We start from the raw sequence: 13692 nt of genomic DNA on the forward strand, positions 1-13692 counted from the left end.
GGATGACGCTGCGCTCATCCGCCCTACGATCCACGCTTATGCACTGATCGCCTTGCTATAGAGCTCGGCATCCACATTGCCGCCGGACAGCACGATCACCACGGTCTTTCCGCGGGCGTCGATCTTGCCCTTCAGCAGCGCCGCCAGTGCCACGGCGCCGCCAGGCTCGACAACCAGTTTCAGATCGCGAAACGCAAAAGCCATGGCTTCCATCACCTCCTCATCGGTGGCGCTGACCGCGCCGGCGAGCAGGTGCTTGTTGACGGCGAACGTGATGTCGCCGGGCTGCTGCGCCATCAGGGCATCGCAGATGGTGCGGCCGCTATTGCCATGGGCAACTGGCTTGCCGGCTGCAAGTGACAATTCGTGGTCGTGATAGCCCGCAGGCTCCGCAACGATAATCGACGCATCGGCAAAGCGCGACTTCACGGCGACGGCGATGCCGCCGATCAGGCCGCCACCGGATGCCTGCGCCGAGACGATATCCGGCACGACCGTGAGAGCGGCCAGATCTTCGGCAATCTCGCGACCCACGGTGCCCTGCCCAGCCATGACGAACACATCGTCATAGGGCGGCACCACGGTGGCGCCGCTGTCGCCGGAGATTTTCCGCGCAATTGCCTCGCGGTCTTCCTTGTCGCGATCGTAGAGCACGACCTCGGCACCATAGCCGCGCGTGCGGGCGACCTTCATGGCCGGCGCATCGGACGGCATCACGATGGTCGCCTTCATGCCGAGGATCTGCGCGGCGGCGGCGACACCCTGGGCATGATTGCCGGACGAAAACGCGACCACGCCACGACTGCGCTCATTCTGCGGGATCGAGGACAGCTTGTTGAAGGCGCCACGGAATTTGAACGAGCCGGTCCGCTGCAGCACTTCCGGTTTGACGAAAATGCGCCCACCGGTCAGCGCATCCAGCGCGGGCGACGGCAAGAGCGGGGTGCGCACGGCATAAGGTGCAATGACCCGGGCGGCGGCATCGATATCGGCGGCGGAGATCGGCAAGGCTGTGTTTGTCATGCATGCATGCTACCGCGCGTAGCAAGCAACGGACAAGTGGCCGAGATCAGACGGCGATGCTGGGCTGTTGCGCGCGGGTGGCAGGCTGGGCCTGCAAATCCGCCCGCACCTGGCTGATATTCCCGACAAACGCCCGCGCCGAGGCTTCCCAGGTGTGATTGGCCGCGAAATCGAGACAGGCCTGGCGGTCGATATTGAGCGCCTGCAGGCAGGCCGCCTGAAGGTCGTCCGACAGCACGCCGACGGGAGCGGAGCCGATCACATCCTTAGGCCCAGTGACAGGCAGTGCCGCCACCGGCACGCCGCTGGCGAGCGCTTCCAGCAGTACGAGGCCATAGGTGTCGGTCTTGCTCGGAAACACGAACACATCGGCGCCGGAATAGACCCGCGCCAGTTCCTCGCCCTGCAGCGAGCCGAGGAACACCGCCTTCGGATATTTCGCCTGCAATTCCGCATGCGCGGGCCCGTCACCAACAATCACCTTGGTGCCAGGCAAATCGAGCGACAGGAACGCGTCGAGATTCTTTTCCACGGCGACGCGGCCGACCGAGAGATAGACCGGCTTCGCATAGCCGAGATCAACATCGCGCGGACGGAACAGATGGCCATCGACGCCACGCGGCCACAGGACCACATTCTTGAAGCCGCGCTCCCGCAGTTCAGTGGCGAGCGCGGGTGTCGCCGCCATCACCGCAGAGCTTGCGCCATGAAACCAGCGCAGCCCGGCCCAGACCCAGGCCTCCGGAATTGGAAAGCGCGCGGAGATATATTCGGGGAAACGCGTATGAAAGCTGGTCGTGAACGGAATGCCCCGGCGGCGGCAATAGGCGCGCGCGGCAAAGCCGATGGGGCCTTCGGTGGCGATATGGATATTGTCGGGCCTGGCCGCCTCGATCATGCGCGCGATCTTGCGACGGCGCGGAATGGCGACACGGAGATCGCGATAGCTCGGCATCCCGAATGTATGGAACGTCTCCGGCGTGAGGAACGAGACCTCGACGCCGAAGGTCTTGGCGGCCTCGGCCATCATCGTCAGCGTGCGAACGACGCCGTTGACTTGCGGGTGCCAGGCGTCGGTGGCGACCAGGATGCGCATCAAGCGGCCTTTGCGGCGGCGAGTGCCCGCACCGGTTCATCCTTCTTGGCGACATCGGCCCAGGTGAGGATTTCGAAGCGACCGTCCTCGTGCTCGACCAGCGCGGTGCAGCTCTCGACCCAGTCGCCGCAATTCATGTAGCGGATGCCGTGCTCGTCGCGGATGGTCGCGTAGTGGATGTGACCGCAGATCACGCCATCAGCACCGTGGCGACGCGCTTCGCCGGCCAGGGTCTCTTCGAACGCGCCGATGAAATTCACCGCATTCTTCACCTTCATCTTGGCCCATTTCGACAGCGACCAGTAAGGGAAGCCGAACAGGCGACGGAAGGCGTTGACCAGACGATTCATCTGGATCGCGAAGTCATAGGCCTTGTCGCCGAGATGGGCGAGCCAGCGCGCGTTCTGCACCACGAGATCGAAGATATCGCCGTGGATGACGAGATACTTCTTGCCGTCCACGCCTTCATGCGTCGCGGTTTCGACGACCTCGATGCCGCCGAAATGCGTGCCGTAGTAATTGCGCAGGAATTCGTCATGATTGCCGGGGATGTAGATGATCTTGGCACCCTTGCGGACCTTGCGCAGCATCTTCTGCACGAAGTCGTTATGGGATTGCGGCCAGTGCCAGCCGCCCTTCAGCGCCCAGCCATCCACGATATCGCCGACCAGATAGATGGTATCGGCGTCGTGGACGCGGAGAAAATCCAGCAGCTTTTCGGCCTGCGAGCCTCGTGCTCCGAGATGAACGTCGGAGATGAACAAGGTGCGAAAGCGGTGTTCGTTGCCTTCACTCATCGCGTCTCTTTCCATAGCGAGCGGCTAGCAAATTTGCGTGACCGGACGATGACGTTATGCCGCCAGCGCCGGTGCGGTTCTCTCGAAAGTCACGAGCGTATAGATGCCGAACGGCCGCAGCCTGCGACGCTCGACAAGAACGGAATCGGCATTTGCCTGCGACCATGCCTGCAGCCGTGCGAAGGGGAATTCCGGGCGCAGGCCGAGCGAGCGCGTTTTCTCCGCCGCCCAGCGCTCCAGCGCCGCGGCCCAGCCGGTTTCCGAATAGAGATGATTGACGAGAATGATGCGGCCGCCCGGCTTCACCACGCGATGGCATTCGGACAGCACCTGCTCGGGATTTTCGACCAGCGTGATGACGAACTGCGCGACCACGCAGTCAAACGTGGCATCCGCGAACTCCATGGCGTGCGCGTCCATCTGCTGGACGTCCTTCACCCAGGGGAAGCGGCCCGACGCCATCTTGTTGCGCGCTTTTGCGAGCATCGGCGCGGAGAGATCGATACCGGTCACTTCCGTGCTGCTATCATAGTCCTCGAAAGACAGGCCAGTGCCGACGCCGACTTCAAGCACCTTGCCGCCGACATTGCGCGCCGCCTCGGCGGCCGCGCGACGGCCCTTCAACATCACCGGGCCGCACACCGCATCATAGATCGGCGCCCAGCGGGCATAGGCCGTTTCAACAATGGACTTTTCGAGATCCAGCGTCGTCATCGAAGGTTCCGTCCAGCGTGTCCGGTGGAATCGGACAACCCGTGTGCTGTTCGGCTGATATCAAGGCGGGATGACAGATCGACGACAGAGTGTCGCAGCGGCTGTGTGTAGCTACGCCACTCTACGGCTCGACACTAATAAAAGCCGTGGAAATGATGCACCGGCCCATGACCGTGCCCGACGGTGAACTTGTCAGCGGCGGCGATGGCCGCGGTCACATAGGCCTTCGCCGAACGCACGGCGCTTTCCAGGTCGGCCCCTTTGGCGAGCTCAGCAGCGATGGCCGACGACAACGTGCAGCCGGTGCCATGGGTGTTCTTTGTCGCCACCCGCGTTGCCGGCAGAGCAATGGCACCATTGGATGTGACGAAATAATCCGTGCTCTGCGGCCCGTCGCCATGGCCGCCCTTGATCAGCACCGCCTTGCAGCCGAGGCCAAGCAGGCGCTTGCCCTGCGCCTCGATGGCGGCATCCCCTTCGGCGATCGGCTCGTCGAGCAACGCCGCCGCCTCCGGCAGGTTCGGCGTGATTATATCGGCGCGCGGGATCAGCACCGTACGCAGCGCGTCGATCGCCTCCGGCACCAGCAGCCGGTCGCCCGACGTCGCCACCATCACCGGATCGAGCACCACATGTTTCGGCTGCCACCTGGCAAGGTTGGCAGCGATGACTTCAATGACATCGCGCTGCGCGACCATGCCGATCTTCACCGCCCCCACCGCGAGATCGACGAAGACCGCATCGATCTGCGCCGAGACGAAGTCCGCCGGCACCTGATGGATGCCGGTGACGCCATGGGTGTTCTGCGACGTCAGCGCCGAGATCGCCGACGCGCCATAGACGCCCAGCGCTGCGAACGTCTTGAGATCCGCCTGAATGCCGGCGCCGCCCGAGGAGTCGGAGCCGGCAATGGTCAGCGCAATCGGTGTTGGCATCGGAAAACTCGCATCAAATCAGACAGAAAGCGGCTATCACCAGTCCTAGCGCGGCGGTGCGAGACCAGCAACCCGAAGCTGTCCAGACAGCCGGCGGTGATGCGCCAATCTGTCCTAAATCACGCATGGCCGGCGCCAGTTCCTTGGGCTACCGTCCGGAAAAAATCACCGGAGGAAACCATGTCCATCACACTCGATCGCCGTCATTTTTTGGCTACCGGCACATCCGCGCTTACCTTGCCGTTCCTGTCGCGTGGTGCCTCCGCGCAAGCCGCCTGGCCCGCGAAACAGATCCGCATGGTCTGCAGCTATCCCGCCGGCGGACAAACCGATCTTCTCGCACGCTCGTTCGGCGAATTCATCGGCAAACAGGTCGGCCAGACCGTGGTGGTCGAAAACAAGGCCGGCGCATCCGGCGCCATCGGCACCGCTGAAGTCGCGCGCTCCGAGCCCGACGGCCACACCATCCTGTGCTCGATCTCCACCACCTATGTGATGAACCGGGTGATGCTGAAAACCCCGGGCTATGACATGGACAAGGATCTGTCCCTTGTCAGCGTCGTTCCCGGCGCGGGTCTGCTTCTGGTCGCCAGCCCGGCATCGGGCGTCAGATCGCTGGACGATTTCGTCGCCTACGCGAAGAAAAAGGACAAGATCAATTTCGGCACCTACAGCGTCGGCTCGGCGCCGCATTTCACGGTCAATGAGCTCAACAAGCAATATGGCCTGAAGATCGAGCCGATCCACTATCGCGGCGAGGCGCCGATGTGGACCGGTCTCGCCGACGGCTCGCTGGATTTCGCCATGGGCAGCTACACTGCTGCGCAATCGGTGCTGCAGAGCAATCGCGGCGTGGTGTTCGCCGTCCATTCGAAAAAGGTCGATGCCATCCCCGAGGTGAAGACGCTGCCCGAGCAGGGCGCGACGTCGAAATTCTTCACGGTGAGCGGCTTCTCCGGCTGGGCGGTGCCCAAGGCCACGCCGCAGCCGGTCGTCGACAGGCTGGCTGCGCTGTTCGTGCAGGCCAATAACGATCCGAAGATCAAGGAAGTCCTCAAGACCGTGGCGCTGGAGCCGGCGCTCGGCTTCAAGGAAACCAACGCGCTGTATCAGAAGGAACTGCCGGTCTGGCTGGAGGCCGCACAGGCCCTCGGCCTGCAGCCGGCCTGACCGGACCAGAGGTGGCGGCCGCCGGTTCCCGGCGGCCTTGCCACACCGGCTGTTTTGGGCTTGATGATCTCCAGACGCCTATGTTCGGAGAATCCCGATGATCCCCTTCTTTGTCCAGATCAAGTGCAAGCTCGGCCAGTCCTACATCGTGGCCAATGCGCTGGCAGAGGCCGAGATCGCCTCGGAAATCTATTCGACCGCCGGCCACTACGACCTGCTGGTGAAGTTCTATGTCGATAAGGACACCGATATCGGTCACTTCGTGAACGAGAAGGTGCAGGTGCTGCCCGGCATCCAGGACACGCATACGATCATCACGTTCAAGGCGTTTTGAGCGCGACCAATCTATCGTCGTCCCCGCGAAGGCGGGGACCCATAGCCTCCGACGACGCCGTTCGTCACCGGCCTTACTGCGTCAGGGCGACAGCGTTTATGGATCCCCGCCTTCGCGGGGATGACATGGAGTGTGCGGCCGTCCGAACGACTACACCGCCATCTTCCGATGCCGCACTGGCGCCGCCGGGCTCAACGCTTCCGCTGCATCGATGATCGCATTCGCGTCGATGCCGTGATGGCGATAGAGATCGCCGATGGTGCCGGTCTGGCCGAAATGCTCGACGCCGAGCGCTTCCAGCCTATGGCCATGCACCGCGCCAATCCAGCCGAGCGTGGCCGGATGACCGTCGAGCACGGTGACGATGCCGCAATCGCGCGGCAGCGGCGCCAGGAGTTTTTCGATATGGCTCTGCTGCGGCACGCGCTGCTCGCGACGGATACGCCGCGCTGCTGTCCAGCCCGCATGCAGACGATCCGCAGACGTGATCGCCAGTAGCCCGATATCGCGATGCGCTTCGCCGAGCAGCCCGGTCGCCTCGATCGCTTCCGGCGCCAGCGTGCCGGTATAGGCGATCACCAGATCGCAATTGTCGCCGGGCTTGCGCAGCCAGTAGGCGCCGTCCGTGATGTGCTGCTGCAAATCCGGCGTCATGATGCGCTTTGGCTGCTCGATGGCGCGTGTCGAGAGCCGCAGATAGACCGAGCCGCCCTCGCCGGCCGCGCGCTGCATATGCGCAAAGCCCCAGCGCATGATGACGGCGAGTTCATCGACAAAGGCCGGCTCGTAAGATGCCAGCCCGTCCTGTGCCATGCCGATCAGAGGCGTCGCGATCGACTGATGCGCGCCACCTTCCGGCGCCAGCGTGATCCCCGATGGCGTCGCCGCCACCATGAACCGCGCATCCTGGTAGCAGGCATAATTCAGCGCATCGAGACCGCGCTCGATGAAGGGATCATAGAGCGTGGCGATCGGCAGCAGCCGCGCGCCATTGATTGAATGAGACAGCCCGAGCGCCGACAGCATGATGAAGAGATTCATCTCGGCGATGCCGAGCTCCATATGTTGGCCCTTCGGCGAGTAATCCCATGCGAAGGTCGACGGGATCTTCTCCTGCCGGAACAGGTCGGCATTCTCCGCCTTCGCGAACAGACCGCGGCGATTGACCCAGGCGCCGAGATTGGTGGACACGGTGACGTCCGGCGATGCCGTGACGATCCGTGACGCCAGCTCCGTCTCGCTGCGTGCGAGTTCGTTGAGGATCAGGCCAAAGCCCTGCTGCGTGGACATCTCCGAAGCCGGCTTGAATTGCAGTGTATCCGGAACCTCGATCGTCGGCGCATCAAGGCGGCGACGGCCCTGCTGCACGAACGGCACCTGCTTCAGGAATGCCTCCAGCGCCGCCGCATCCTGCGCCAGCCCTTCGAACTTGTCCCATTCATGGCCCGGCCGAATATTCTGGCTCTCGCGCCACTTCTCCATCTGCGTCGGCGTCATCAGGCCGGCGTGATTGTCCTTGTGCCCCTGGAACGGCAGCCCGACGCCCTTGATCGTATAGGCGATGAAGCAGACCGGGCGATCGTGATCGATCGTCTCGAACGCCTCGATCATGCTGGCCATGTCATGGCCACCGAGATTGGACATCAGCGCCAATAGTTCGTGGTCGCTGCGCCGATCGATCAGCGCGGTGACGTCGCCCTGATCGCCGATCTCGTCATGCAGCCGCTTGCGGAATGCCGCCCCGCCCTGAAAGCACAGCGCCGCGTAGCGCTGGTTCGGACACTTATCGATCCAGGTCTTCAGCGCCAGACCGCCCGGCTCGGCAAAAGCCGCATCCATCAGCCGGCCATACTTCACGATGACCACGTCCCAGCCGAAATTGTGGAACATGGATTCAAATTTCTCCCACAGTCCTTCACGCACGACAGCATCGAGGCTCTGACGATTATAGTCGATGATCCACCAGCAATTGCGCAAGCCGTGCTTCCAGCCCTCGACCAGCGCCTCGAAGATGTTGCCTTCATCCATCTCCGCATCGCCGACCAGCGCGATCATGCGGCCTTCGCGGCGATCCCCGATCAGCCCATGAGCAGACACGTAATCCTGCACCAGCGACGAGAACAGCGTCTGCGCAACACCGAGGCCGACCGATCCGGTGGAGAAGTCGACGTCATCGACATCCTTGGTGCGCGACGGATAGCTCTGCGCACCCTTGAAGCCGCGAAAGTTCTGCAGCTTCTCGCGCGTCTGATTGCCGAACAGGTACTGGATCGCGTGGAAGATCGGCGACGCATGCGGCTTCACCGCAACGCGATCCTCCGGCTTCAGCACCGAGAAATACAGCGCCGACATGATGGTCGCGAGCGATGCGGATGACGCCTGATGACCGCCGACCTTGAGGCCATCGGTGTTGGGGCGGATGTGATTGGCGTTGTGGATGGTCCAGGACGAAAGCCAGAGCGACTTTTTCGCCAGCGCCGTCAGCATCTGCAGGCGGCTGTCATCGATCGGCATGGTGGGCTCCCGTTTTATGGCCGGCTGATCCGGTTCGTGAATTGGCACCATTCTAGCGATCGCTATTTCCGGATTTTCCCAATTTATGGCGACAAGAGACGAGATATTGGGATAAACTGATCGCCAACGCTCCCGTTCCACCGATTTATTCCAATTCAGGCCTCCGCATGCAAACGCTGGACACGATCGACCGCAAGATCCTGGCCGCGCTGCAGATCGACAGCCGTCTGACCATGCAGGAACTGGCGGACAAAGTGGGCCTGTCGATTTCGCCCTGCCATCGCCGTGTCAAACTGCTTGAGCAACGCGGCGTGATTTCCGGCTACATGGCGCTGGTGGATCAGAAAGCTGTCGGCCTTCCCGTCAGCGTCTTTATTTCGATCAAGCTGGTCAGGCAGAAGGAAGAAGACCTCAATCGCTTCGCCAAGGCGATTTCGAAATGGGACGAGGTGCTGGAATGTTACCTGATGACCGGCAATCGCGACTATCTCCTGCGCGTGGTCGCTGCCGATCTCGCCTCCTACGAGGCTTTCCTCAAGAACAAACTCACCCGGCTCGACGGCATCGCGTCGATTGAATCGAGCTTTGCGCTGAGCCAGGTGAAGTATTCGATCGCATTACCCGTATGATCACGGCAATGGCATGAGAAAGGCGATATTCTCGCCACGATAGGCCCGGCATGGCTCCGCCGCACCCTCGACGACAAGCGGCGGTCCGACAATATCCGTGTCGTGCAGCGCAGCCAGTGCCGCCCATTGATCCGGCGGGGTACGACCAATCTCCTCGAACAGACCATCGATTCCGCCCGGCACGAAAGAGAACAACAGACGCGCCGGCCGCGAGCCCAGATTGACCCAGGCATGCGCGACGCCCCGCGGGACGACGACCGTCGTTCCCGCCGTGATATCGAAGGTATCGCCGGCACAGAGAAAACGAAACCGGCCTTCGAGCACTTCGAAGATCTCGTCGCGCTCATTGTGAACATGCAGCGGCGGACCACCGAATGGCATCACACGCGCTTCCACGACAGTGAAAGCACCGGCGACATCGCGGCTATGAATCCGCAGCGCCATCAGATCGCCCGGCGTAGCCTCGATCCAGTGAAGATCCCGGGCACCGGTCACGATCGCGCCCGGTAACGACACGAGTCTTGGTTTCATCAATCCACTCCTCCACTGACGTGTCTTCCGCAGATAGGCCATGAGCCAGCTGTTCCTGCCGAACCAACTCACCGGACCAACCCAGTGCATCAGGCCGACGACCAAGAACCACACCAGCATCGGATCAACCGGCAACGAACAGATTGAAGAACGGCCGTGCCCTCAGTCGTCCTTCGGCAACCCATGTGCGAAACACGGGCGGCTTGAAGATTTCCTCCGGTGCCGCCCCGATGATCGCGCGGAAGTCGTGGATCAGATGGGCCTGATCGGCAAAGCCGCAGGCATGGGCGATGTCGGTCCAGCAATGGCCGTCACGGCGCGCAGCGAAGGCCTTCTCGACACGGGCGAGACGCGCGAACTGCTTGGGGCCCGTGCCGAAGGTGGCCTTGAAGCCGCGCGACAGATGGCGCACGCTGATATCGAGCTCGGACGCCAGTTGCCGGATCTGCAGCGCCGGGTCAAAGCGCAGGCGCGCCGCCGCCTGCATCAATGGCGTCCGTAGATGCGAGGGCCGCATTTCGCGAAATAGCAATTCCTCGATCAGCGCAAACCGCGCATCCGCATGCGGGGCTGCCGCCAGTTCATCTTCGATCTCTGCGAGAGCCTGTTTGTCCAGGACCTCGTGGAGATCGATCTTGTGATCGAGAAAGTTGGATAGCGGTGCGCGAACGACCCGCTCCCAGGCTTCAGGCTTGATGCGCACGATGATGGCGCCGAGCGGCCCCATGGGTCGTGCGGTGATGATGCCACTCTGTACCTTGATGGCGGAACGGCGCTTGGAGAATCGTGGAACATTCGCGCTGCCGAATGTCCATTCGGACACGATCGAGGTGCGATACTGCAAAAACAGGAATGCATAGGCGCTGGGCGGCACCCTGATGATCAGCCGCCGCGCGATGTCACCATCGGGAATGTCGAGATCCCAGATGTCCTCGACGAAATCGGCCAGAAGCGGATGCGGATGAGAGACCTTGAGCCCGGCGGCGATCATAGCGTCCGCCACCACGTCACCGAACGCATCGGCCTCACCGGCTACAATATCGATGGCTCCGGTTTTCAACGTATCAGTCATAACGACAACTCCGGTTATCAGCCCCCGCCACCGCAAGGCTGCGGTGGTGGTCGCCCGTCGGCACCAAGACATGGGCCTGTTCTGATGACGGGATGATCCAAGACTGTCGGAGCCTGAGGGAAATCCTCAGCTAGGTATTGTTGAAATCGGACTCGGCAACTGAGGAGCGAGTTCACGAGCGATCACGAATCCGCGCGTAAATACCGCTGAATTATCGATGTGTGAGAGAAAGCGAACAATCACGCGACGTAGCGTCCCGTCATAGTTCAACTCGCGCGCTTCACTTCAATCGCACGGCCTTTTCCCGAGGTGACGACCTTTCGGTAGTGCGCGATCGGATAGGGACGACCGATCAGGAAGCCCTGGATTTCCGCGCACCCTTCCGAGGCGAGGAAAGAAAGTTGCGCTGCAGTTTCGACGCCTTCGGCGATGACCGGGAGCTTCAGCGAACGGCCAAGGCCGATGATCGCATGCACGATCGCTGCCGATTGCGGGTTTGTCTCCAGCTTCATGACAAAAGTCTGGTCGATCTTGATCTTGTCGAACGGGAAGGCCTGCAGATAGCTGAGGCTGGAATAGCCGGTGCCGAAATCATCCATGGCCACGCGGACGCCGAGCGCCTTGATATCGCGCAAAATAGCAATCGCACCGGCAAAGTCGTCGATCAACACGCCTTCGGTAATCTCGATCTCGACCCGCTCGGGTGCAAGGCCCGTCTCTTTCAACACCGACGCCAGCATGGCCGGTACATCGCCGGTGCGGAAATCCACCGGCGAGAGATTGATCGCGATGGAGAGCGGATTGTGCCAGGTCGCGGCCTCCCGGCATGCTTGACGCAACACCCACGCATCGATGGCGCTGATCAGGCCCGTCTCTTCCGCCAGCGGGATGAACACCGCGGGCGAAACGATGCCGCGCTCCGGGTGACGCCAGCGCAGAAGCACCTCGAAGGCCACGATGGTGCCATCAGCGGACGCCTGCGGCTGGAAATAAAGTTCGAACTGCTCGTTCTCGATAGCCACCACGAGGTCGCGCTGCAGCAGGCGCTTTTCGCGGATCTGCTGATCCATCTCCGCCTCAAAGAAACGGATCGTTCCGCGCTCCTCAGCCTTGGCACGGTCGAGCGCGAGATCGGCATGGGCGATCAGGCTTTCGGTATCGTTGCCATCCTGCGGATAGACGGAGATGCCGATACTGCAGCGAACGCGAACCGTCTGGCGATCGATCTGCAGCGTGTTGTCGAGCACCGCCGACAGTCGCGCGCAGAGATCATCCACCGTCTGCGGCTCCGCACCGAGATGACTGACGATTGAAAAGATATCGCCACTGGGCCGCGCCAGGAAGGCGCCATTGCTTGCCGCCGCGAGCCGCTTGGCGATCTCGGCCAACACCGCATCGCCCATCGACTGGCCGAACACCTCGTTGATCTCCCGGAAGCGATCGATATCGATGCGCACAACCGCGAAAGAGCCATGCCCTGCCGATGCCTCGCTGAACACCCGCGCCAGATATTCGTTGAACGCGACGCGGTTTGGCAGATCGGTGATCGGGTCGTGACGCGCGAGATGCACGATACGCGCCTCGGTCTGCTTGCGATCTGTGATGTCGGCATGGATCACCACCCAGCCGCCGCTATCCATCGGACGATAGCGCACCTGAATGGTGCGCCCGTCGGGCAGTTCAGCTGTCTGGCTCGCCGGCTTGCGCTCGGCGATCGCCGCCTCCAGCTGCGCATCATAGCGATCCTGCTCGGTGAACAGCATGCCGGAAGCGCTGCGCAGCGCCACGACTTCCGCCATGGTGGCGCCCAGCACCATCTTCTCCGGGGCAATGCGATACATCCGGACGTAACTGTCGTTCCACAATTCGAGCCCGCCCTGTGCATCATACATGCACAGGCCCTGCCCCATATTATTCAAAGCCGCATCGAGCTGCATGTTGCGCTGGCGCATGCTGCGCCGGCTGCGCTGATCCGAGACAGCCACGACCAGCCCGGCAATGACGACGGTGACGGTGAAAGCTGCAATTGCCAGCGACAGTTCGATCGGCGACAGCAGGCTTTCATTGCCGTCAATGCCGGCCTTGTAGGTGAGGCTGATCGCGCCCATGGCGACGAAGTGATGCACGCAGATTGCAAGCGTCAGCAGCAGCGCCGCACCGAGCAGCTTCGCTGGCTTATCGGCAGTCTGCGCGACAAGCATGGCGAATGCACCGAGCACCATGCCACCGATGATCGATGTCGTGACCAGGTCGGGCAGCCATTGGATGGTCGCAGGAATGCGCAGCGACGCCATTCCCATATAGTGCATGCAAGCGATGCCGAGCCCGATGACCGCGCCGCCAAGCATCGCATTCTGCTTCGAGCGACGAAAGATCGCGATCGCAAAACCGGCAGTGGTCATCACGGCGGATGCGACCAGCGAGCAGGCGGTGATGATGAGGTCGTAATGCAGGTCGAAGCCCGGCGTGTAAGCGAGCATCGCGATGAAATGCGTGGCCCACGTACCGAAGCCGGTGACGACGCCGGAGGTGACCAGCCAAGCCAGGCGCGTGTCGGGGGACGCGGTGCGCGCACGCGTGAACAGGTTCACCGCCGCGAGGCTGGTGAGAAAACACACGGCAGCTGCCAGCAGGATCAACCGCCAGTCATGCTGCGTCTCGATGCAATTCCAAACTCTCAGCATAACGATACCAACGCTTGAGTAGGCTATTGGATCATAACGCGTCTCGCGTTCTCATTGCTTAAAACACGCGGAAAACGTGCGTGGAACAAGCTTTATTCTTAAGCTGCAATGAAGCGAAATGAATCTGAGTATCATCCTGCGCAGCGCGTGCATGATGATGCCGCAGATGCGGATCGGCCTACCGTGCGGGCAT

Annotated in this window: 12 protein-coding genes; 3 read left to right on the top strand and 9 right to left on the bottom strand. The window is 62.1% G+C overall.

The features are described from left to right. Positions 1 to 36 precede the first annotated feature (36 nt). The 5 genes from AC1RQ5_RS22970 to thiD form a co-directional block, all read right to left on the bottom strand. The gene (locus tag AC1RQ5_RS22970) at positions 37 to 1023 is read right to left on the bottom strand and encodes a threonine ammonia-lyase (RefSeq protein WP_493202027.1); all 987 of its coding nucleotides are present in this window, start codon (positions 1021 to 1023) and stop codon (positions 37 to 39) included. A 46-nt stretch (positions 1024 to 1069) separates the two neighbouring features. Then, positions 1070 to 2119: a glycosyltransferase family 4 protein gene (locus tag AC1RQ5_RS22975; protein ID WP_493202029.1), complete on the bottom strand. Its 1050-nt coding sequence runs from the start codon at positions 2117 to 2119 to the stop codon at positions 1070 to 1072. Then, positions 2119 to 2931 (bottom strand): UDP-2,3-diacylglucosamine diphosphatase, encoded by an 813-nt coding sequence (locus AC1RQ5_RS22980; RefSeq protein WP_398479665.1) that lies wholly within the window; start codon positions 2929 to 2931, stop codon positions 2119 to 2121. The genes AC1RQ5_RS22975 and AC1RQ5_RS22980 overlap by 1 nt, the downstream gene beginning before the upstream one ends. 39 nt (positions 2932 to 2970) lie before the next feature. Continuing rightward, positions 2971 to 3630 (bottom strand): class I SAM-dependent methyltransferase, encoded by a 660-nt coding sequence (locus AC1RQ5_RS22985; protein WP_493202031.1) that lies wholly within the window; start codon positions 3628 to 3630, stop codon positions 2971 to 2973. Between the two features lie 134 nt (positions 3631 to 3764). Then, a complete protein-coding gene (gene thiD, locus AC1RQ5_RS22990) occupies positions 3765 to 4565 on the bottom strand; it encodes a bifunctional hydroxymethylpyrimidine kinase/phosphomethylpyrimidine kinase (protein WP_398479661.1) in 801 nt (266 codons plus the stop codon). 180 nt (positions 4566 to 4745) lie between these two features. Between thiD and AC1RQ5_RS22995 the strand changes: the two genes are divergently transcribed. Then, positions 4746 to 5735 carry a Bug family tripartite tricarboxylate transporter substrate binding protein gene (locus AC1RQ5_RS22995; RefSeq protein WP_493202033.1) on the top strand — a complete coding sequence of 330 codons (990 nt, stop codon included), beginning with the start codon at positions 4746 to 4748 and terminating at the stop codon, positions 5733 to 5735. A gap of 97 nt (positions 5736 to 5832) precedes the next feature. Further along, positions 5833 to 6069, top strand: coding sequence for an Lrp/AsnC ligand binding domain-containing protein (locus AC1RQ5_RS23000; RefSeq protein ID WP_233022519.1), 237 nt, complete (start codon positions 5833 to 5835; stop codon positions 6067 to 6069). Positions 6070 to 6219: 150 nt separating this feature from the next. Here AC1RQ5_RS23000 and AC1RQ5_RS23005 read toward each other — a convergent pair whose 3' ends face one another. Then, the gene (locus AC1RQ5_RS23005; protein WP_493202034.1) at positions 6220 to 8583 is read right to left on the bottom strand and encodes a thiamine pyrophosphate-binding protein; all 2364 of its coding nucleotides are present in this window, start codon (positions 8581 to 8583) and stop codon (positions 6220 to 6222) included. 167 nt (positions 8584 to 8750) lie between these two features. Here AC1RQ5_RS23005 and AC1RQ5_RS23010 point away from each other — a divergent pair, with 167 nt between their 5' ends. Then, positions 8751 to 9212, top strand: a complete 462-nt coding sequence (locus AC1RQ5_RS23010; protein ID WP_493202035.1) for an Lrp/AsnC family transcriptional regulator — start codon at positions 8751 to 8753, stop codon at positions 9210 to 9212. On the opposite strand, the gene AC1RQ5_RS23015 is transcribed toward AC1RQ5_RS23010, so the two are convergent. The 3 genes from AC1RQ5_RS23015 to AC1RQ5_RS23025 form a co-directional block, all read right to left on the bottom strand. After that, a complete protein-coding gene (locus AC1RQ5_RS23015) occupies positions 9213 to 9743 on the bottom strand; it encodes a cupin domain-containing protein (RefSeq protein WP_493202037.1) in 531 nt (176 codons plus the stop codon). A gap of 124 nt (positions 9744 to 9867) precedes the next feature. After that, positions 9868 to 10815 carry a helix-turn-helix domain-containing protein gene (locus AC1RQ5_RS23020; RefSeq protein ID WP_398479651.1) on the bottom strand — a complete coding sequence of 316 codons (948 nt, stop codon included), beginning with the start codon at positions 10813 to 10815 and terminating at the stop codon, positions 9868 to 9870. A 266-nt stretch (positions 10816 to 11081) separates the two neighbouring features. Next, complete coding sequence (locus AC1RQ5_RS23025) at positions 11082 to 13499, bottom strand: bifunctional diguanylate cyclase/phosphodiesterase (RefSeq protein WP_493202040.1); 2418 nt, start codon at positions 13497 to 13499, stop codon at positions 11082 to 11084. Positions 13500 to 13692: the final 193 nt, after the last annotated feature.

The sequence above is a fragment of the Tardiphaga sp. GW821-FHT12E02 genome (genome assembly GCF_058807155.1).